The organism is Bradyrhizobium sp. ORS 278 (assembly GCF_000026145.1).
Classification (GTDB): domain Bacteria; phylum Pseudomonadota; class Alphaproteobacteria; order Rhizobiales; family Xanthobacteraceae; genus Bradyrhizobium.
The window spans coordinates 2,607,776-2,628,606 of the sequence record NC_009445.1 but is presented as its reverse complement, the minus strand read 5'-3'; the positions used below and the strand labels follow the sequence as shown (position 1 = coordinate 2,628,606).

The 20,831-nt window shown below is 65.7% G+C and carries 18 protein-coding genes; 9 read left to right on the top strand and 9 right to left on the bottom strand.

Annotation, left to right across the window (positions count from 1 at the left end):
- Window positions 1-8: 8 nt before the first annotated feature.
- Both BRADO_RS11550 and BRADO_RS11545 read right to left on the bottom strand, forming a co-directional pair.
- Window positions 9-743 carry a cytochrome c biogenesis CcdA family protein gene (locus tag BRADO_RS11550; RefSeq protein ID WP_011925500.1) on the bottom strand — a complete coding sequence of 245 codons (735 nt, stop codon included), beginning with the start codon at window positions 741-743 and terminating at the stop codon, window positions 9-11.
- A gap of 355 nt (window positions 744-1,098) precedes the next feature.
- Window positions 1,099-1,344, bottom strand: a complete 246-nt coding sequence (locus BRADO_RS11545; RefSeq protein ID WP_011925499.1) for a hypothetical protein — start codon at window positions 1,342-1,344, stop codon at window positions 1,099-1,101.
- Window positions 1,345-1,902: 558 nt separating this feature from the next.
- Between BRADO_RS11545 and BRADO_RS11540 the strand changes: the two genes are divergently transcribed.
- From BRADO_RS11540 to BRADO_RS11515, 6 genes are all read left to right on the top strand, one after another.
- Window positions 1,903-3,123, top strand: a complete 1,221-nt coding sequence (locus BRADO_RS11540; protein ID WP_011925498.1) for a LysR family transcriptional regulator — start codon at window positions 1,903-1,905, stop codon at window positions 3,121-3,123.
- A 7-nt stretch (window positions 3,124-3,130) separates the two neighbouring features.
- The gene (locus BRADO_RS11535) at window positions 3,131-3,526 is read left to right on the top strand and encodes a helix-turn-helix domain-containing protein (RefSeq protein WP_006611929.1); all 396 of its coding nucleotides are present in this window, start codon (window positions 3,131-3,133) and stop codon (window positions 3,524-3,526) included.
- A 371-nt stretch (window positions 3,527-3,897) separates the two neighbouring features.
- Window positions 3,898-4,710: an enoyl-CoA hydratase gene (locus tag BRADO_RS11530; protein ID WP_011925497.1), complete on the top strand. Its 813-nt coding sequence runs from the start codon at window positions 3,898-3,900 to the stop codon at window positions 4,708-4,710.
- Window positions 4,711-4,820: 110 nt separating this feature from the next.
- Entirely contained in the window at window positions 4,821-5,492 is a 672-nt protein-coding gene (locus tag BRADO_RS11525) for a TetR/AcrR family transcriptional regulator (protein ID WP_011925496.1), read from the top strand.
- 15 nt (window positions 5,493-5,507) lie between these two features.
- Entirely contained in the window at window positions 5,508-7,382 is a 1,875-nt protein-coding gene (locus BRADO_RS11520; RefSeq protein WP_011925495.1) for an adenine deaminase, read from the top strand.
- A 37-nt stretch (window positions 7,383-7,419) separates the two neighbouring features.
- Window positions 7,420-8,820 carry an NCS2 family permease gene (locus tag BRADO_RS11515; protein ID WP_011925494.1) on the top strand — a complete coding sequence of 467 codons (1,401 nt, stop codon included), beginning with the start codon at window positions 7,420-7,422 and terminating at the stop codon, window positions 8,818-8,820.
- Window positions 8,821-8,835: 15 nt separating this feature from the next.
- Here BRADO_RS11515 and BRADO_RS11510 read toward each other — a convergent pair whose 3' ends face one another.
- The 3 genes from BRADO_RS11510 to BRADO_RS11500 all read right to left on the bottom strand — a co-directional run bounded on the left by BRADO_RS11510 (window position 8,836) and on the right by BRADO_RS11500 (window position 12,515).
- A complete protein-coding gene (locus BRADO_RS11510; RefSeq protein ID WP_011925493.1) occupies window positions 8,836-9,915 on the bottom strand; it encodes an isocitrate/isopropylmalate dehydrogenase family protein in 1,080 nt (359 codons plus the stop codon).
- A 128-nt stretch (window positions 9,916-10,043) separates the two neighbouring features.
- On the bottom strand, window positions 10,044-11,111 hold the full coding sequence (locus BRADO_RS11505) for an alcohol dehydrogenase (protein WP_041756386.1): 1,068 nt from the start codon (window positions 11,109-11,111) through the stop codon (window positions 10,044-10,046).
- A 234-nt stretch (window positions 11,112-11,345) separates the two neighbouring features.
- Window positions 11,346-12,515, bottom strand: a complete 1,170-nt coding sequence (locus tag BRADO_RS11500) for a CoA transferase (protein WP_083794863.1) — start codon at window positions 12,513-12,515, stop codon at window positions 11,346-11,348.
- A 236-nt stretch (window positions 12,516-12,751) separates the two neighbouring features.
- Here BRADO_RS11500 and glgA point away from each other — a divergent pair, with 236 nt between their 5' ends.
- Complete coding sequence (gene glgA / locus BRADO_RS11495) at window positions 12,752-14,167, top strand: glycogen synthase GlgA (protein ID WP_041756385.1); 1,416 nt, start codon at window positions 12,752-12,754, stop codon at window positions 14,165-14,167.
- 156 nt (window positions 14,168-14,323) lie between these two features.
- Here the strand turns inward: glgA and BRADO_RS11490 are convergent, their stop codons facing one another.
- The 3 genes from BRADO_RS11490 to BRADO_RS35875 form a co-directional block, all read right to left on the bottom strand.
- Entirely contained in the window at window positions 14,324-16,447 is a 2,124-nt protein-coding gene (locus tag BRADO_RS11490; RefSeq protein ID WP_011925489.1) for a methyl-accepting chemotaxis protein, read from the bottom strand.
- A 241-nt stretch (window positions 16,448-16,688) separates the two neighbouring features.
- A complete protein-coding gene (locus tag BRADO_RS11485) occupies window positions 16,689-17,840 on the bottom strand; it encodes a patatin-like phospholipase family protein (RefSeq protein ID WP_011925488.1) in 1,152 nt (383 codons plus the stop codon).
- A gap of 70 nt (window positions 17,841-17,910) precedes the next feature.
- Entirely contained in the window at window positions 17,911-18,036 is a 126-nt protein-coding gene (locus BRADO_RS35875; protein ID WP_256374614.1) for a hypothetical protein, read from the bottom strand.
- 187 nt (window positions 18,037-18,223) lie between these two features.
- On the opposite strand from BRADO_RS35875, the gene BRADO_RS11480 reads away from it, so the two are divergent.
- Window positions 18,224-19,120: a LysR family transcriptional regulator gene (locus BRADO_RS11480; RefSeq protein ID WP_041756384.1), complete on the top strand. Its 897-nt coding sequence runs from the start codon at window positions 18,224-18,226 to the stop codon at window positions 19,118-19,120.
- Window positions 19,121-19,138: 18 nt separating this feature from the next.
- On the opposite strand, the gene BRADO_RS11475 is transcribed toward BRADO_RS11480, so the two are convergent.
- Window positions 19,139-19,852: a peroxiredoxin-like family protein gene (locus BRADO_RS11475; protein WP_011925485.1), complete on the bottom strand. Its 714-nt coding sequence runs from the start codon at window positions 19,850-19,852 to the stop codon at window positions 19,139-19,141.
- A gap of 499 nt (window positions 19,853-20,351) precedes the next feature.
- Here BRADO_RS11475 and BRADO_RS11470 point away from each other — a divergent pair, with 499 nt between their 5' ends.
- A complete protein-coding gene (locus BRADO_RS11470; RefSeq protein WP_050780993.1) occupies window positions 20,352-20,807 on the top strand; it encodes a cupin domain-containing protein in 456 nt (151 codons plus the stop codon).
- Window positions 20,808-20,831 lie beyond the last annotated feature (24 nt).

The following is a 20,831-nucleotide window of genomic DNA, read 5'->3' as shown; positions in this document are numbered from 1 at the left end:
CGGCGCGTTCAGCCGAACCGCTGCAGCGCCGGGAAGGTCTCGAGCAGCCAGATGCTGAAGGTCGAGACGGCGCCGGTGAGGAAGCCTATGCCGGTGACGATCATCAGCACGCCCATCGCCCGCTCGACGTTCACGAGGTGGCCGCGCATCCGCATGAACAGGGCCGAGAACTGCTCGATCATGAAGGCCGCGACCAGGAATGGGATGCCGAGCCCGGCCGAATAGATCGCCAGCAGCCCGGCGCCCTTCGCCACCGTGGCCTCTGCGGCGGCAATCGACAGAATGGCCGCCAGGATCGGCCCGATGCAGGGCGTCCAGCCGAAGGCGAATGCGAGGCCCATGACATAGGCGCCCCACAGGCCGACCGGCTTCGGGATCGGCAGCCGGCCCTCGCGCATCAGGAACGCAATCCGGGTCAGCCCGAGGAAATGCAGGCCCATCACGATGATCACGACGCCGGCGAGGATCGAGAGCTGCTCGGACCAGGCGCGAATGAGGCCGCCGATGAGCGAGGCGCTGGCGCCGAGCATCACGAACACGGTGGAGAAGCCCAGCACGAACAGCGCCGCCGAGATCATCACCGCCCGCCGCGAGGCCGCCGCCGGCTCCTGGCTCTCGATGTGCTCGATCGTGGCGCCGGTGAGATAGACCAGATAGGGCGGCACCAGCGGCAGGACACAGGGCGACAGGAAGCTCACCAGGCCGGCGATGAACGCCGCCGGAATCGATACGTTCTGAATCATGCGTGTCCTACGCTAACCCCTCGGGCGGCGTCCTGACGCCCAGGCATGCTGCTTCATGCCGCCGATGCGAGCATTACGCAACAGAGGCGCCGAAGTTACGGCCGATCACAGGGCTGCGATGTCAGGGCTGCGATTTCAGGGGCTGCGATGTCGCGGCATGAGAGCTGAGACGCCATCCCGGGGATCGCGGATAAGATCCCGCCAACGCGCCACCGGCACCAAGAGGGAGCCGCTTGCTCGAAATCATAGATGCCATTGCCACCGGCGGAACGGTGGCTCACCTCCCGCCCTCACATTGCCGTTACGGCATATCACAATTGCGCTAAATGCACCTTTGTGCACATAGTGAACTGTGCTATTTCACGACTCGCAGGAGCGGCTGACGACGCTGGCCGGGCTGAAGCTTCGGATCGCGCAGCTTGTCGGGGTTGTCGGACTGAACCATCTCGTCGCAAAGCGACTTCAGGTCGTCTTCGCCCAAGCGGTTCAGCTTCATGCGCAGGTCGAGGATCGCGACCGAAATGAGGTGTGCCGATTCGCGATTGCCCGCTGCGACCAACGTCGCGCGGCATTGCTCAAGCGAGGCGAGCACTGCAAACATCTGTTCGTCCGAATTGGCCACGGGCGTCGTTCCGTTCTAGCGTGCGACGAGAGGGAGCCGAGCAAATCCCGGCCCACGAATGGCTTTCCAATACGTCATCAGTTGCTCCCCTGCGCGCGTCCCATCCAGCTTGGTTGCGCCCCCCGCGTCCAAAGCTGTGGTCGGCTCGCCGACGTCTCGCACGTAACCGTGCGACGACGCTTGATCGAAATCTAGGATTCGATGAGTCAGCGCCACCATCCGTTCATCAAGATAGCATGACACCGGGCCATCTTCGAATACCATTTCATTGCGGTCATGACAAAAACCGTCGATGTTCAGGTCGATTCGCGCTAAGCGTGTCCTTGGCATACATTGAATGGACCCCTGCGTATCCGCAGGCGGTAAACTCATGCAGCAAAGGACAGAAGCCGAAAGACTCGTCTCGAGCGTCAATGTCTCAACCACCTCATTCGAACCGACCCATCCACGACCCATGGCGTCCGGACTTTCCAAAGCGCCATGTCCCGTAGTTTCCGTAGTTTATCGGTAGCACTCTAGCAGGCGGAGAGAGCTTGTATGCGCGTTGCGGCGGAACGGGGCGTTCCTCAGAAGGAACGCCAGGAGGTGGCAGCCTCCGATGCGACTCTGGCTCCGGCCGCGCAGACGGACGGATCAGCTGGCGCCGTGATTCGGGACGCAAGCGAGGACGCTGCAGCAGGCGCTGGCGTTGCCACAGGCAAGACGCCGGCGCGCCCTGCTCCCAATCGCCCCTCGCCCGCCAAGGCAGCCGCCAGCAAATCCGCGCTGGCCAATCTCACCGACTGGGACGCCGCGCGCATCTTCCTCGAGGTGGTCAGGGCCGGCAGCTTCCGCTCGGCGGCCGAGCGGCTCACGCTCTCGATCAATGCGGTACGGCGGCGCATCGATGATTTCGAGCGGCAGATCGGCGCGACCCTGTTCACGCGCGACGTTCATGGCGCACGGCTCACCGACGAGGGCGCGCTGGTGGTGTCGGCGGTGGAACGCATGGAGGCCGCGTCCTTCGAGTTGCTCCGCGCCGGCGACGGTCTCGCCAGCGCCGCCTCCGGCGAGGTCCGCGTCGCCGTGACGGAGGGGCTCGGCACATTCTGGCTGGCGCCGCGGCTGGTCGAGTTTCAGCAGAACTTCCCGAACGTGAATGTCGACCTGTATTGCGCGATGCGCTCGGCCGACGTGTCGCGTCACGAGGCCGACGTCGCCATCCATCTGTCGCGGCCTGCGGCGCTCGATGTCAAGCTGGTCCGGCTCGGCCGCATGCACCTGATGTGCTTTGCCAGCGAGAAATATCTCGAAACGTATGGCGTTCCGAAGTCGATTGACGAGCTGGTGAAACATCGCTTGGTTCTGCAAGTAGCAGATGAAGCGGCAGCCAACACAGCTTTCGCGACCATCTTCCCCGGCTATGAGCAGCGGGACCTGATCGCGATGACCACCAACGTTTCCAGTGCCAACTACTGGGCTGTCGCCCACGGGGCTGGTATTGGGGTATTCCCAACCTATGCGAGTGCTCTGGGCGGGAAGATCGTACCCCTCGAAGTTGATCTGAAGTGGTCCTACGATATCTGGCTGTCATACCACGCCACCACCGGACGCATCCCCAGGGTGCGGCACATGATCGACTGGTTGGTGGAGGCCTTTAACCCTGGCAAATACCCCTGGTTTAAAGACGAATTCATACATCCACAGCAACTTAAAACAGTATATATGGGTGAACCCCTGACCCATTTATTCGGGGGATTTCCGATGGAAGGACGGTAAAATCAGTATGAACAAGTCAGCGGCTAAGAAGATGAAGCAGCGCAGTGCCGGCAAGCCCGACATCGAGCTTGGCAAGCGCATTCGCCTGCGGCGTGTGGAGCAGAAGATCTCGCAGGCGGAGCTCGGCGAAAAGCTCGGCGTGAGCTTCCAGCAGGTCCAGAAGTACGAGAAGGGTGTCAACCGTGTCGGCGCTGCGCGTCTGCAGCAGATCGCCACCGCGCTCGACGTGCCCGTGACGTTCTTCTACGACGGTGACAACAAGGCCCGCGAAGTCGAGAGCCTGCTGTTCCTGGACTCGGCTTTCAGCCTGCGTTTGCTGCGTGCCTACAGCAAGATCAAGGACCAGACCGTGCAACGTCAGCTGGTGTCCTTGATGGAGTCGATTGCTGCGAACGAGGAATAGGTCAGGCCGTCTGACAGGCCTCCCTGTGATGGGTATGAGCCATCTTCGCTCGAGGGCGCAACTTGGGGGCGCTAGGCGTTTTGCCAGCTCGGGCGAGTTCACAGCTTCGGCCTGTGGGCCGATCGATCAACACGGCCGGTTGTCCGGCCTTTGCGGTCCGCCCAGCGATGGCTGCGCGGCCTGATATCCCTCACCTCTTTATACTTTTTTCTGCCGTTGCCGTCATAGGAAGTGGCGGCATTCCGGCGTTTCGCTCAGCGCTGATTTGCGTTGATCCTGGCGCGGCTCTCAAACCTGATCTTGCGTTGACGCCGCATGGGTCGCGGTGAACGATGGCGTCAACCTGCCGCCTGCTCCGGATGCCCATGCCGATGTCACCTGCCTCTCCTACCGCCTTTGCCGAGGGCAAGATCCTCCTGACCGTCGGCGACGGGGTCGGGATCGTCACCTTCAACAATCCCGAGAAGCGCAACGCGATGTCGTTGCAGATGTGGGAGGGCCTCGGCCACGCCCTGGTCGCGCTGCGCGACGACGCCGCCGTGCGGGTCGTGGTGCTGACCGGCGCCGGCGACAAGGCGTTCGTGTCGGGCGCCGATATCAGCCAGTTCGAGCAGAGCCGCCACAATGCGGAGGCCTCCGAGGCCTATGCGCAGCGGAGCGCCACCCAGCGGGCGCTGCTCGCCGACTTCCCCAAGCCGACGATCGCCTGCATCCGCGGCTTCTGCCTCGGCGGCGGGCTCCAGATTGCGATGCTGGCCGACATGCGCCTCGCGGCTACCGACAGCCAGTTCGGCATTCCCGCGGCCAGGCTCGGCATCGCCTACGGCCATGATGGCCTGCGCAACCTGGTGTCGCTGGTCGGCCCGTCGCAGGCGCGGCTGCTGCTCTATACCGGCCAGCGCATCGACGCCACGGAGGCCCTGCGGATCGGCCTCATCGATCGGATGATGAACGTTGACGAACTGCTGCCGGCCACGCTCGACATCGCCCGCACCATCGCCGGCAACGCGCCGCTCGCGGTACGGGCCGCCAAGATCACCATCGCCGAAGTGCTAAAGGACGAGAGCCGACGCGACATGGCCGCGATCAAGCGGATCGGCGACGCCTGCATGGATTCCGAGGATTTCCGCGAGGGCCGCCGCGCCTTCATGGAAAAGCGCAAGCCGGTTTTCAAAGGGCGCTGAACGCGGCCGCCATCTCTCTCGACTGACACGGTCGACGCGCATCTTTTTGCGGCGCGCGTGCCCGCAAAATCGTCTTGCGGCTGCGTGAACGCTGATGTCAGACTTATGACATGAGTGCAGCCCAACGACAAACGGCCACCCTGCGCGACGAATACGCGGCCATGACCCGGCAGCGCATCATCGCGGCGTTCGTCGAGACCCTTGAGGATGAGGCGGGCGACGACACCTCGATGGCCGCCGTCGCGCGGCGCGCCGGCATCGCCGAGAGGACCATCTACCGGCACTTCAAGGGCCGCGCCGAGCTGATGGACGCCGCCGGCGAATGGATCGAGCACAACGTGTTCGGCTACGTTCCATTCAGCAGGCCGGACGAGTTGCCGGCCGTGTTTCGCGAGCTGTGCCAGCGTTACGACCGGCGTCCGCAGCTCGCCCGCGCGCTGGCGCTGACCCGCGCCGGCCGCTCGCTGCGCGCGCAGTTCCGCCGCCGCCTGGTCCAGCAGCATCGCAAGGCGATGGCGCCGCTCGTCAGGCATCTGCCGGCCAAGCAGGCGCGGCAGGCCGAGGCGCTCGCCGCCTATCTCAACAACACGCAGGCCTGGAACACGCTGCGCGAGGATTTCGGCCTGTCGAGCGGCGAGATCGCCGACGCGATCGAATGGGCGACGACGACGCTCCTGAAGGATGTCCGCAAGCGCGACGCCGCGGCCGCCAGGCAGAGCGGCCCCGCGTCGGCCGAGGCGCCGTCGCGCAAGCGCAGAACCGACAAGCCGAAGGCCTCGTGACATAGGACGCTCAGCATGGATCTCGCGCAGGACATTGCAGACGACCTCATGATCGACGCCGCGCAGGAGGTCCGGATCCGCCAGGACCTGGTGCTGACCGCGCTCGGCCACCGCCCCGCCGATCGCGCGCTCCGCGTCGGCCGCCTGCTCGACGTCCACAGCCGGACCTGGAGCGAGGACCAGGAGATCGTCTTCAAGGGACGGCGCATCGCCTGGGTCGGCCCCGCCGGCAGCTATCGCGGCGAAGTGCGCGAACGCGTGCAGCGGCCCGATCTCGCCGCCGTTCCCGGCTTCGGCGAGGTGCACAAGCACATCGAGAGCTCGCACCTGACGCCGGAGTGGGAGGCGGCGCTGGTGCTGCCGCGCGGCAATACCTGGACCTGCGAGGCAAGCCACGAATTCTCCAACGTCAACGGCGCGCGCAATCTCGAATTCTGGTTCGAGGCGCGGCGTCGCGGCTCGCCGCTGAAGATCTTTCCGCAGCCCGGCTCGGCGGTGCCGCCGACGGCCTATGAATGGGGCGGCGGCTGGTATGGCGGCGCCGAGCAGGCCTCGTTCATGCGCGAGAGCCTGATGGTCACCGGGCTCGACGAGGTGATGGACTGGCCGGCCGTGTGGAACCCGGACAACCCGTCCTACGAGCGCCTGTGGGGCATGATCGGCGCAACCTTCGCGGCCCGCGGCGTGGTCGAGGGGCATGCCTCGGGCCTGCGCGAATTGCCCGAGATTAACGCGTTCGCGGCCGCCGGCCTCGCCTCCGACCACGAGGTGCAGACGCCGGAAGAGACCTGGGACAAGCTGACCCGCGGCCTGTTCATCGAGCTGCGCATCTACGCGATGCCCGAGATCATCGGCTGGCTGTTGAAGAAGGGCCTACAGGACTGGTCGCAGATCGCCTTCACCACCGACGACCGCAGTGCCAGCCATACGCTCGCGCTCGGCGCCAGCGACCACAATGCGCGCGTCGCGATCGAGGCCGGGCTCGCGCCTGAGATCGCGATCCAGTGTCTCACCATCAATCCCGCGCGCCACATGCGGCTGACGCCGTTCGTCGGCAGCCTCGCGCCCGGCCGGTTCGGCGACGTCGTGCTGCTGTCGGATGTCGGCAAGCTGGAGATCGCCGAAGTCTGGGCCGACGGCGCACAGGTCTCCGAGGGCACGCGCTATCTCGGAGATGTCCCGCGCATCGCCTGGCCGGATTGGGCGACGCAGACCATCAACATCAAGCGCGAGATCAAGGCGGAGGATTTCGCGCTGCCGGCCGCGCCGGGGCGCACAACGATGCAGGCGGCGGTGATCCGTCCGTTCCACTGGCACCCGGAGTTCTACACCTTCGAGCTTGCCGTGCGAGACGGCGCCGTGCAGCGCGACGAGAGCCAGGCGATCACCAAATTCGCCATCGTCGACCGCTTCTCAGGCGACGGCCTCGTCTCGAAAATGTTCTGGAAGGGTTGCGGCCCGCGCACGCCGGAAACGGCGCTGGCCTGCTCGGTTGCCCACGACAAGCACAACATCTGGGCGGTCGGCTCCTCGGATGCGGCGATGGCCAAGGCGGTCAACGCGCTCGTCGCCCAGCAGGGCGGCTGGGCGCTGGTGCGTGAGGGCGAACTCGCCGCGACCGTGCGCTTCGAGGTCGGCGGACTGATGAGCTGCCGCCGCGCCGAGGCGCTCGATGCCGAGATGCAGGCGCTCTACGCCGAGGGGCGCAAGGTCGACTGGATGTACGAGCCGACGTTCCGGCCGCGCTGGTATCCCGGCTTTCCCGAGCGGCTGATGTTCGCGACCCTGACCTGCGCCCCCTGGAGCTGGGTGCTGGTCGCGCCCTGCGAGCAGGCGCCGCAAGGCTTCATCAACGTGCAGACCGGCAAGACGCATCCGGTGGTCTGGTGATCAAGGCTGCAACGGCGCAGCAAGGACGGAGATCGCGATGCAGGACATGACGAAGGCGCAGCCAGCTGTGGCTGCCGGCAGTGCGGCGAACGGATCCACGCCCGCGGGCCGGCTCGACGGCTTCTTCAAGCTCAGCGAGCGCGGCACGACGGTGGGCCGCGAGCTGATGGCGGGCGCCACCACCTTCGCAGCAATGGCCTACATCATCGCGGTCAATCCGGCGATCATGTCGAATGCCGGCATGGACCGCGCCGACCTCGTCAGCGCCACCGCGCTCGCGGCGATCCTCGGCTCGTTGCTGATGGGGCTGTCGGCCAACCTGCCGCTGGCGGTCGCGCCCGCGATGGGCTCGAACGTCATCTTCACCTACGTCATCGTCAAGCAGATGGGCATGCCCTGGCAGGGCGCGCTCGCCATGGTCGCCTTCACCGGCGTGCTGTTCCTGATCCTCAGCCTGACCCGGTTGCGCGAGCGCGCCGCCCGGGACGTCCCGGAAACCCTGAAGATCGGCATCCAGGCCGCCGTCGGCACCCTCATCGTGTTCATCGCGCTGCGCGGCGCCGGCTTCATCGTCGCCAATCCATCCACCTATGTATCCATGGGCTCGCTGCGCAATCCACCGGTCATTCTCACGCTGGCCGGGCTGCTGCTGACCCCGGTGCTGGTCGCCCGCCGCGTGCCCGGCGCGCTGATCATCTCGATCGCGGTGCTGACCCTGGTCGGGCTGTTCGTGCCGGGGGCCAACGGCAAGATGGTGACCACGATGCCGCAGACGCTGCTGTCCTGGCCGCGCTGGCCGAGCAGCACCTTCATGGCGATGGATGTCGGCTATCTGTTCAGCCACTTCCTGATCGCGCTGCCCCTGTTGTTCTATTTTCTCTGCGCCGAGTTCTTCTCCACTTTGGGCACGCTGATCGGCGTGACCGGCGCCGCCAACCTCCGCCGCCCGGACGGGTCGATCCCCAATGCGACCGCGGTGTTCGCCACCGATGCGACCGCCTCGATCGTCGGGCCGGTGCTCGGCACCTCGGTGGTCACGGCCTATATCGAATCGATCACCGGCGTGCAGGCCGGCGGCCGCACCGGGCTGACCTCGCTGACGGTCGCCGCGTTCTTCGGCCTGGCGCTGTTCTTCTGGCCGATCTTCGTTATCATCCCGCCGCAGGCCACCGCGCCGGCGCTGGTCATGGTCGGCGTGCTGATGATGCAGGGCTTTGCCAAGGTCGACATGACCGATCTCGCCACCGCCGTGCCGATCGTCCTGATGCTGCTGGTCACGGTGCTGACCAACAACCTGATCAACGGCATGGCACTCGGCACGCTCAGCTATATCGGCCTCGAACTCGCCTTCGGCCGCGGGGGCAAAATTCCCGGCATGGTCTGGGGTCTTGGCGTGATCTTCGTCGCCTATGCTGTTGTCACCGCTCAGATCTTCTGAACGGCCGACGCCGGTTCACAGCTCTTGCAGCACCGCCTTGGTGACGTCGATCGTGCCGGCATGGCCGCCGAACTCGAACGGCTTGAGACCAGCGGCGTAGACCCGATCGACCGCCTGTTCGATCCGCTGCGCCGCCTCGGCGGCGCCTTCGATGCCGTGGGTGTCAGCCAGCCAATCGAGCATCATCGCCGCCGATAGGATCATCGCCGTGGGGTTGGCCTTGCCCTGCCCCATGATGTCGGGCGCGGTGCCATGGCAGGGCTGGAACACAGCATGTCGGTCGCCGATGTCGGCCGAGGGCGCCATGCCCATGCCGCCGACGAGGCCCGCGGCGAGATCGGACAGGATGTCGCCGAACATGTTCTCGGTGACCAGCACGTCGAAGTCCCAAGGCCGCTTCACCAGCATCAGCGCGCAGGCATCGATGTAGAGCCGCTCTGTCTTCACCTCAGGATGCAGCTCGGCGACCTCGTCGAAGATCTTGCGAAAGTAGGCGAAGGCCTTGAACACATTGGCCTTGTCGACACAGCCCAACGTGCCGGAGCGGCCGCGCGCGCGGCGCCGTTCGGCGAGCTTGAAGGAGAAGTTGAACAGCCGCTCGGAGGTTCTGCGCGTGATGACGAGGGTCTCGCGCGCCTCTTCATGTGTCACCTGACCTTTGCCCATCGAGGCGAACAGGCCTTCGGTCGACTCGCGGATGACGACGAAGTCGATGCCGCGCTCGGCGGCGCCGACGATCGGGCTCGGCACGCCCGGGATCAGCCGCGCCGGCCGCACCCCGGCATAGAGATCGAAATGGAAGCGCAGCTCGATCTGCGGCGCGATCTCGGTGTTGTCGGGATAGCGCACCGACGGCAGTCCGCAGGCGCCGAGCAGGATGGCATCGGCCTGCTCGCACAGCCGGATCGTCGACTCGGCGATCGAGACGCCGGTGGCGAGATAATTGTTGGCGCCGGCCTGGGCCTCGGTGAAGCGGAACGACAGGCCGGCCCTGGCCTCGACCTTGCGCAATACTTCAAGCGCCGGCGCCATCACTTCAGGACCGATGCCGTCGCCGGGGAGGACTGCGATGTGGAGGGCGTTGGTGGAGGGCATGTCTCACTTGGAATTCGAAGAAGTTATTGCCGTCATTGCGAGCGAAGCGAAGCAATCCAGGGCCAAGGTTAAGACTCTGGATTGCTTCGTCGATTCGCTCCTCGCAATGACGAATGTGAGAGCAACGGCTACGGCGTCAGCACCGCGCGGCCGACCAGCTGGCCCTTTTGCAGCTCGTGCAGGGCATCATTGGCCCTCGCGAGCGGCATCGGGGTCACCGGGATCGGCGCGATGTTCTTGGCGCGGACGAGGTCGAGCAGTTCCTTGGTCTCGCGCAGATTGCCGACATAGCTGCCCTGGATCGTCACCGCCTTGATCGGAATGAGCGGCAGCGCCCAGGGCGCGCCGCCGCCGAACAGGCCGACGATGACGAGCTTGCCGCCCTTGGTCAGGCAGTCGAAGCCGAGCTGCGCCGTGGCGGCATTGCCGACCAGGTCGATCACCGCCCGGATCGGCTCGCCCGCCGCCTTGTTCAACTGCTCCAGCGCATCCGGCGCCTTGCCGTCGACGGCGGCCAGCGCGCCTGCCGCGAGCGCGGCCTCGCGCTTGCGGGCGTCGATGTCGACGACGATGGCGCCCTTGCCGCCCATCGCCTTGAGCAAGGACAGCGCCATCAGGCCGAGACCGCCGGCGCCGAAGATGACGATCGGCGTATCAAAATCCGTCTCGACCTTTTTAAGCGCGCTGTAGGTCGTCACGCCCGAGCAGGCATAAGGCGCGGTCGTCACGGGATCGAGACCCTTGAGATCGATCAGGTGGCGCGGATGCGGCACCGTCATGTGATCGGCATAACCGCCGTCGCAATAGACGCCGAGCGAGGCCGGTTTCAGACACATGTTCTCGTCGCCGGCGAGGCAAGTGGCACATTTGCCGCAGCCGATCCAGGGATAGACCAGCGCGACGTCGCCAACCTTCAAGCCCCCTTTCTCGGCTTCGGTGACCTCGGGCCCGAACGCCACGATCTCACCGGCGCTCTCGTGTCCCATGGTCCGCGGCAGCGAGACGCCGCGATCCTTCAAGGACAGCGGCTTGCGGCCGTGGCCAAGGTCATAGCCACCTTCCCAGATGTGCAGGTCGCTATGGCAGACGCCGGCCGCCTTCACCTTGATCAGCACCTGCTTGCCAAACGGCTGCGGCGTCGGCTCGTCGACCTCGGTCAGCGGCGCGTTGAAATCGGTGACCTTGAAGCTCTTCATGCTTTCACTCCCGTGGTCCGGCACTAGCAGGACCGGACGGCGTCACGACGGGACCGACGGGCGACGGCTTGCGCTGGGGCAAGCGGGCCTCGACATCTCCTCCCGGCATGGCGCGTCCGGCGGATCCGGACTGTTCTTGCGATGGCCGGAACATTGGCTGGAAACGTGGGGAGCAGCAAGGCCGCCCGCATGGCGCGTGCTCATGGCAGCCCTGCAGCCTTTGCCTCAGCAACCTCAGCCATTGTCGCGCGCGTTCGCGGCCGCCTCGCGGAGGACCTCGGCGGTGTGCTCGCCGAGGCTCGCCGCACGCGGGCCGGCCGCGACCTTCGCCTCTGACATTCGGAACGGCAGGTTGACGACCTTGAAGCTGCCGGCGTCGTCCTCGACGTCAGCCAGGGCACCGCGATGGGCGATCTGCGGATCGGCCAATGCCTCGGCAACGCTGCGATAGGCGGAGCTCGGCACGCCGCCGGAGTTCAACGCCGCGACGCAGTCGGCAACGCTAAGCCGGCCCGACCAGGCCTCGACCCCGTCCATCAGCGCACCCCAATTTGCCCGCCGGTCGGAATATCTGGCGAACCGGGCATCGCTCGTCCATTCGGGATGACCGATCACCGACATCAGGTTCTGGAACGTCTTCTCGCTGGCGATGGCGATCATCACGTAGCCGTCCCGGCACGCCGCCGGGCCGAAGGTCGGCCGGGACGGCTGGACCACCGGAAATTGCGACCATTGGATTTCGTTCAAGGTCAGGCTCAGCATCGATTCCAGCATCGAGCAGTCGATGTGCTGGCCGCGGCCGGTACGCTCGCGCTGATACAGAGCGGAGGCAATGGCGCCGAAGGCATACGTCCCGGTGACGACGTCGGCATGATAGATGCCGCAATAGTCCGGGCGATCCCGCCCCGGCTGGTAGGCGAGATGCGCCATGTCATAGCCCGAGGCGGCATGGATCACCGGCGCATAGGCCGGCAGTTCCGCCGACGGGCCGGTCTGGCCGTAGCCCGAGATCGAGCAGTAGATCAGCCGCGGATTGCGCGCGCTCAGCGCGGCGTAGTCGAGCCCGAGCCGCTGCATCACGCCGGGCCGGAAGTTCTCGACCAGGACATCCGCGTCGGCGACCAGCCGACACACAGCATCGACGCCCTCGCGTGACTTGAGATCCAGCACGACGCTCTTCTTGCCGACGTTGAGCTGACCAAAAGCGGTAGAGCAGCCATGCCGCATTGGCGGCCGCGTGCGCATGGTTTCACCTTCGGCTGACTCGATCTTGATCACCTCCGCACCCATATCTGCAAGCATGCGGGCACAGTGCGGGCCGGCGATCGTCGTCGAAAAGTCCAGCACGCGCAGGCCTTCGAAGCATCCTGTCAAACGGCTCTCATGCTCTCGATCTAGACTCACGCGTGCAGCTCCCTGTTGTCGGCGTTTCTTCTGTGCCGGACGTGGCTGGAGGCCAGCCCATCCTCGCATTTACGAAGCGTAAGCCATCGGACGCCGTGCCTGTCTTGTCCAGATCGAACCAATCGATGTCGAGCGCGTTTGGCCTTTCGCGGCGCTGCGGCATCGCTTTTTGTTGATGACAGAATTTGGACCCTTTCTTGCATAGGACGAACATGGGGCTTGATCGAGGACATCTCTTGCGGGTTCTGTTCGTTACGACCGAAATGGACGATTTCGTCCGGGTGGGCGGACTGGCTGCGGTTTCCGCGGCACTTCCCCGGGCACTGCGCTCTCACACCGACGTCAGGATCATGCTGCCCGGCTACCGGGACGTGATCGAGCAACTCACACATATCGAGATCGTCGGCCGCTGCGATCCGCTGGCAGAAATGCCTAGCTGCGCGCTCGGCCGATCATCGACCCGCGACGGCCTGCCGGTCTACGTCCTGCTCTGCGACGAGCTGTACGACCGGCCTGGGAACCCCTATGGCGACGAGAGCGGCCAGGACTGGGCGGACAACGACATCCGCTTCGGCCGCCTCGCCGCGTCGGCGGCCGAGCTCGCCGCCGGCACGCTGGACAAGAGCTGGGCGGCGGACCTGGTTCACGCCAATGACTGGCAGGCGGCGCTGGTCCCGGCCTATCTGGCGTGGCGCGGGGTCGACGTGCCATCGATCCTGACCATCCACAACCTCGCCTACCAAGGCCTGTTCCCGCGCGAGTCGCTGCGGCGGATCGGCGCGCCGGAATCCTCGTTCCACATCGACGGGCTGGAGTTCTACGACAAGCTGTCGTTCCTGAAAGGTGGGCTTGTCTATGCGTCGCACCTGACGACCGTCAGCTCGACCTATGCCAAGGAGATCACGACATCCGAGCTCGGCTGCGGCCTGGAGGGCCTGCTGCGGCAGCGCTCCAACGCCCATGAGCTGACCGGCATCCTCAACGGCATCGACGAGAGCTGGGATCCCCGCTACTGCCAGCAATTGGCGCAGCCCTTTGCCGCTGGCGACTGGAACGGCAAGAAGGCCAACGCCGACTACGTCCGCAAACAGTTCGGGCTGGCGGTCTCGCGTGGTCCGATGTTCGGCATCGTCGCGCGGCTGGTGCATCAGAAGGGCATCGATCTGGTGCTGGAGGCCGCCGACGAGATCGTCGGCGCGGGCGGCCAGATCGTCGTCACCGGAACCGGCGAGCCGGCAATCGAGCGTGCGCTGATGGACGCTCATCGCCGCCGCCCGGATGCGATCGGCGTCGCCATCGGCTTCAACGACGCCCAGGCGCGGCGCATCTTCGCCGGCAGCGACTTCACCTTGATGCCGTCGCGGTTCGAGCCGTGCGGCCTCAGCCAAATGTATGCGCAGCGCTTCGGCTCGCTGCCGATCGGCCACCAGACCGGCGGCCTCGCCGAGACCATCACCGACGGCGAGACCGGATTCCTTTTTGAAAAGCCGTCGGCGGAATCGTTTCTCGGCGGCGTCAAACGCGCCTTCTCGGCCTTCAGGCGCACCGAGCAGTTGAACGCGATGCGGCTGTCTGCGATGGCGCGATCATTCAGCTGGGACCTTTCAGCCGCCTGCTACAACGCGCTGTACCGGAAGATGCTGGCGTCGTAGCGAGAATGCGTAGCCCGGATGAGCGCAGCGACATCCGGGTTCATCTCCACAGCTCGTGAGATCCCGGATATCGCTGCGCTCATCCGGGCTACGGTTGAGCAAAAAAAGCCCGGACACTCGTCCGGGCTTTTCGATTTCGCGCATGGTTGCCTTAGCTTACGCCGCCCGCACCGCCTCGAGGAAATTTCCGACCTCGCGCTTGAGGCGGTTGGAGTCGCCCGCCAGCGACTTCGCCGAGGACAGCACCTCGGCCGACGCCGAGCCGGTTTCGGTGGCGCCGCGCTGCACGTCGGTGATGTTGGACGAGACCTGCTGGGTGCCGTGGGCGGCCTGCTGAACGTTGCGGGAGATTTCCTGGGTCGCGGCCCCCTGCTCCTCGACCGCCGCGGCGATTGCCGCGCCGATCTCCGCGAGCCGCTCGATCGTCGCGCTGATCGCCTGGATCGCATTGACCGATTCCTGGGTCGCCGCCTGGACGCCGGAAATCTGCTGCGAAATTTCGTCGGTGGCCTTGGCGGTCTGCTCGGCCAGCGCCTTCACCTCGGTCGCGACCACGGCGAAGCCACGGCCGGCATCGCCCGCGCGCGCCGCCTCGATGGTGGCGTTGAGCGCCAGCAGGTTGGTCTGGCCGGCGATGGTGTTGATCAGCTCGACGACGTCGCCGATGCGCGCCGCGGCCTGCGACAACTCGGCCACGCGGCCGTTGGTCTGGCGCACCTGCTGCACGGCGTCGCCAGCCATGCGCGCGGACGACTGCACCTGCCGGCTGATCTCGTTGACCGACGACGACAGCTCCTCGGTCGCCGAGGCGACTGACTGCACGTTGGCGGAAGCTTCTTCGGAGGCGGCCGCGACCACCGTGCTGAGCTCCTTGGAGCGGTTCGCCGTGCTGGTCAGCGTGTCGGCCGAGCTCTCCAACCCTGACGCGGCCGAGGACACGGTGTTGACGATGTCGGCGATCGTCGCCTCGAAATTGCGGGTGAGCGTATCGAGCCGGCGGGCGCGATCGATCTGCGCCTGCGCGTCGCGCGCGGCGGCTTCGTCGGACTCCTTCTTGGCGATCAGGGCGTCCTTGAAGATCCTCAGCGCGCGGGCCATCGCGCCGATCTCGTCCTTGCGGGACTCGTTCGGAATATCGGCGCTGAGCTCGCCATTGGCGAGGCGCAGGGTCACGCCGGTCAGGCCGACCAGCGGACCGATGACGCCGCGCACGACGCCGATGACGACGGCGACCGAAACTGCCGCGACGACCAGGAGAACGCCGAGCGCAATGAACAGCCGCATCCGCGCCGCGGCGATCGCCTGATCGATCGACTGATGCGCCGAGGTCAGCGCCGCGTCGCGCAGCACGTTGACATTGTTCAGCATCGGCGTGGTCCAGCGGCCCCACTCCTCCGGGGTGACCGGCGAGGGTTGGCTGTCGCGAGCGGCGTTGACGATCTGACGATAACGTCGCTCACCATCGCCCATCAGCGTCGAACGAACATGTTCGAGCGCAGAGCTGACGTCCGGATTGTCGCGCACGCTGCGCGCGGCGAGTTCGATCTGCTGCCACAGCAGGGTCACCTGACCGCTCTGCTCGGTCACCTCGGCGAGACGCGCCGGCGTCCAACTGATGTTTTGAATGAAGAACCGCAGTACCGCCGAGCGAGCACCGTTGATCGTCCGCATCGACTGCGACAGCTGCGCCAGCTGACCCGACGGCAACAGGTTCTCGACGTCTCCACCGACCCGCGACAGCTCGATTGCGGTCGCGTCGATCGCAGCATTCAATGACTCGGCGGCGCGGCCGAGACCGTCGATCGTCGCCGCCTGGATATTCGCTGGACGCTGCGCTGCTGGCAGCCCTACCGCACCGCGGGCAGCGGACCGGATGCCGCGAAGTGTCTGCTCGGCGGCTTCCATGTTGCTGGTCGCCAATCCCGCCGCCTTGGCGGATGACTTGGCCTGGTTGAGCAGGTCGTCCGTGCTCGCGATCGTCTTGTCGAGCTTGGCGGCATCGTCAGCCGAAGCAGGCGCCGGAGCAGCCAGCAGATTCCAGATATTCCGTTCCAGCGGGATCTGGGCATTCACTTTCAGCACCAGCTCAAAGGCATCCAGCACCCGTGCCGCCTGCTCGCGCTTGCCCAGATCGCCCCAACTGCTCCACGCCAGCGCAACGGCGAAAGCCATTGCGAAGAAGCCGGTCAGCAGATTGCCAGCGAGAATTTTCCATTTGAGACTGACCGCGCCGGTCTCGGCTTGAAACGTTTGACTTTGCATCGTTGCACGGTCGGACATCGGCCATTCCTAATCAGATGTTTGCGCGCCCGGCCGGAGTCTCCAGCCGCCGCCGCGCATACGCGCACCGGCCTGCAAACTCCGCCATGGTAGGCAAAGCAGATCGCGGCACCGCTGCCGCGCGCCTTAATGATTAAGATCGAATGACGACTAATCCCTTAAAGCGAGGGGATCGGGCGGTATCGAAATGCCCTCCGACCGCACCTTTAACTACAAATGATCCGCTGAGGAACGCCGTCCGCTACTCCGCGGCAACGGCCGTCACCGCCGGTTCATGCAGCACCACGCCTGAGAGCGGATCGAACTCGCCCTGCCACGGCATCTGCTCCAGCGCGGAGCGGGTGTGCTGATAACCGGCGCTCCAGCGCATCGTGATCCCGCGTTCGCTGAAGTCGATGTCCTTGGTATGGCTCTCGCGCTCCAGTTGCGGCGCCAACAGCCGGACGACATGCATGCGCGTCTGGCAACCGTAGCTGGCAAGCTCGCGAACGGCCGGATCGTTGCGCAGATGCTCCGGCAGCCGCGCAGCCAGCTCGTTGATGATGTGCCGCAAGCGGTGCGTCTGCTGCTGGCGGACGATATGGCTGGCGATCCGGCTCGAATACTGGACGTCCTTGTGACGGTTGAACACCTCCGCCATCGTCACGGGCTCCGGGCCGTGCGGATTCCACAAATGCACCGCGAAGATCAGAGAGTTCTTGCGCGGGTTGTCGTCGAACACCACCTCGGTCGGCGTGTTCGACAGGATGCCGCCATCCCAATACAACTCGCCGTCGATGCGCACCGCGGGAAAGGCCGGCGGCAATGCGCCCGAGGCCAGGATGTGACGTATATCGATCGCGGCGTCGCGGCTGTCAAAGTAATGCATCCGGCTGCTCTGGACATGCGCGGCGCCCACCGTGAGACGAAGCCCGGCTTTGTTCAGGAGATCGAAGTCGACCAGCTCCTGCAGCGTTTCGCGCAGCGGGCCTGTCGAGTAGTAGCCCGCCTGCTCGGCCCCGAGCGGATAGGCGTCACCGGCATGGGCCAGCGCGTTGGGACGGAAGAAGCCGGGAATGCCATGCGTCACGGTGGTCCAATAGGACAGGCGGTCGTTGAAATCCGGGAAGGCCGTGCGCAGCGTCCAGCCCGGCCGGTGGTGCATCCGCTTCCAGAACTCGTGCAGCCGCGCCATCCGCTCCTGTCCCGGACTGCCGGCGATCAGCGCGGCATTGATGGCTCCGATCGACGTTCCGATCACCCAGTCCGGCTCGAGGCCCGCCTCGTGCAGCGCCTGATAGACGCCGGCCTGATACGATCCCAGCGCGCCGCCGCCCTGGAGAACGAGGACCACCTGCCCGGGCAGCTTGCTGCGATCGAAGATCATCCGCGAACCATCATTGACCTCGGCCATGTCTCCCCTCCTGTGTGATGCATGTTCGGTTGTTGTTCGTTGTTGCGAGTTCTCTTGTTACACCGCACCGTCAGTGCGCGGTCCAGCCGCCGCGCGCGATGCCGAGGCCGATGCCGCTGGTCGACCCCGTGACCACGACGACGCGGCCGGCCAGCGAACGTAACGAAGCCCCGGTCGTCATCGTATCTGCAGCCATGGCGTATCCTTCGATCACTTCGTGGATTGCTCGATCACGGGTAATCTGCCGGGCGAGAGTGACCGGCGGAAATGCCGTTTGGCTTGCCGTACGATAGGATGCCTCTATCGCCATCGGGTGATGCCAGTTGGTAGTCCCCAGTCAGATTGAAGCCGGGCGATCTGGGCCCGGTGGAACGGAGCGATCCATGGAAATGCATCAGGTCCGGTATTTTCTTGCCGTCGCCCGGCTGCTGCACTTCACGCGCGCGGCCGAGGAATGCAACGTCACGCAGCCCTCGCTGACCCGCGCCATCAAGCAGCTCGAGGCCGAGCTCGGCGGCGACCTGTTCAGGCGCGAGCGGCCGGCCGCACAGCTGACCGAGCTCGGCGAGCGCATGTATCCGCTGCTGAAGCAGTGCTACGAGGCCGCCGCCGGCGCACGTACCCTTGCTTCGTCCTTCAAGAGTGGCGAGGTCGGCACGCTCAGGATCGCGCTCGCCAATTCGGTCGACCTCGCCGTGCTGCTTCCGATGCTCGAGCAGTTGCAGCGGCAGTTCAACAAGCTCGAGTTCAGATTCCTGCGCGGCAGCAGCCGCGCGGTTGCGGACTATCTCAAGAGCGGCGACGCCGAACTCGGCATCGCCGCCGAGATCGGCGAGATCTGGGATCGGCTCGATGTGTGGCCGCTGTTCACCGAGGATTTCGACGTCGCGGTGAGCGACAGGCATCGGCTCGCCGCGCAGGACACGATCGCCGTCGCGGAACTCGGCCGCGATGCGCTGCTGTCGCGGGGCTATTGCGAGCATGGCGAGCGGCTGCGAACGCAGCTGCGGGAGCTCGGCGTCGAGATCGAGCGCAGCCATGACGTCCATTCCGAGCGCGACCTGATCGCATTGGTCGAGGCCGGGGTCGGCATCGGCGTGGTGCCGCAGACCACCAGACTGCCGGCGACGCTGCGGCGCACGGCGCTGGATGGACTCGACGCGCGGCGGACGATCCACCTTTATGGCGTCGCCGGCCGCGAGCGGACCGCCGTCGCATCCGCGGTCATGCGCATGTTGCGCGGCAGGGACTGGCAGAAATGGCTGGGTCAGCTGGCGTGAGCGCGCTCACCGGCATGATCAGGCGGGGGCGGCCTGCGCGAGCGCGGCAACGAGATCGTCGATCTCCATCCGGCGACGGAAATCAGGATCGATGTAGCGCGCCTTGACGAGGCCGTCCCGGCCGACGACGAAGACCGCAGGGATCGGCAGCAGGCCGCCCTGGTTGCCGTGAAAGGCGGCGAAATCCTGATGCGCCAGCAGTTCGCGGATGTCGCTGCCGAGCCAGATCGCGAGGTTGAGCGACAAGGCATAGCCGTTGTCGAGATCGCTCAGCACTGGAAAGTCGGCCCCCGTCTCGGCCTTGAAGCGCTGTGCAAAGGACTGCAGCTCCGGTGTGATGGCGACGAGCCGGCCGCCAGTCGCGCGAATGCGCTCTTGGGCGCGGACGAGCGCGATGGCGCTGAGCCGACAATACGGACACCAGTGGCCGCGAAAGAACATCACGGCGACGGGCCCCGTCGCCAGCAGTGACGGCAGATCGACCAGCCGCCCGGTCTCGTCCGGCAGAACGAATGGCGGCATCACCTCGCCCAAGCGCGGCGCGTTCTCACCGCCGCCATTCGCCTGCAGCCGCGTCACCAGCCGGTCGACCGCGTCCGCGTAGGCCGGGAAGATCTCGCGGCCCGCCGCAGCATAGGCCTCCAGTTGCTCACGCAGCGTTGCGGCGCTGCCGCGGCATTGCAGGAACGCCTGCCGCAAGCGCTCGGCATCGTCGGGAGAGAGTGCCGTCATGTGCAGCTCCTCTGCTGGAGGCGGCCGAACATCAGCCATCCACCGGTCTCGCGCATACGACTGACTAGGCTGCTCGTGCTCATCCTGACCGAGCAGGCCACGATCAAACTGATCGATCATCGAGAACCGCTTTCTTAGTCGCTTATGAGGTGAGCGGCAAACAGCCGGCACCAAAATCTGCAAGGCTCTGCCGGATCCTTGCTGAGAGCCCTTCGCGAGAAAGGAGCAGTCAGCGGTTTCAAATGTGCCAGGCAGGACGTACGGCAAGCAGACATGAACTCCGCGCCGGCATGAAATGCCTTCACGCGATGGAGGCCATAGCGGGCGGTTATCGGGATGGGCCGGGATAGCGGAGCGCTATGGTGACGAGAGCCAACCTATATTTCCACGATCCGCGATCCGAAGCCATGCTTGCTTCCGCGAAACGCCGCACGACACGGCGCACATCATTTGGAGGCATGACATGGACGCAAGGACACCGGGACGATTCAGGATCAAGATGCTCCTGATGACGACGGCGCTGCTCGCCGGATTGGCCGCGACCGGATCCGCGGCCCACGCTGGCGAATGCCCGGCCGACAAGATCAAGGCCGGCGTGCGCGAGAAAGTCGACGTGAAGGCCGTCGGCGTCACCGACGTGACGCTCGGCGCAATCGACCTGGAGAAGCAGCCGGCGAACATCAAGGACCGCGAGCTGCGCTTCCGCAAGCTGACGATCGCGCCCGGCGGCATCGTGCCGTGGCACAGCCACGATGATCGGCCGGCGCTGATCTTCGTGCAGCAGGGCGAGATCTACGAATATGCCAGCAACTGCGCCGAGCCAATCCTGCACAAGGCCGGCGATATCAGGCCGGAGGTGTTCGGCACCTCGCATTGGTGGAAGAACGACGGCAAGGAGACGGTCATCCTCTATGTCGGCGACGTCCGCAAGGATCCGAACGACCACAACATGTAACGCAACGTGATGATCGGCTCGGCG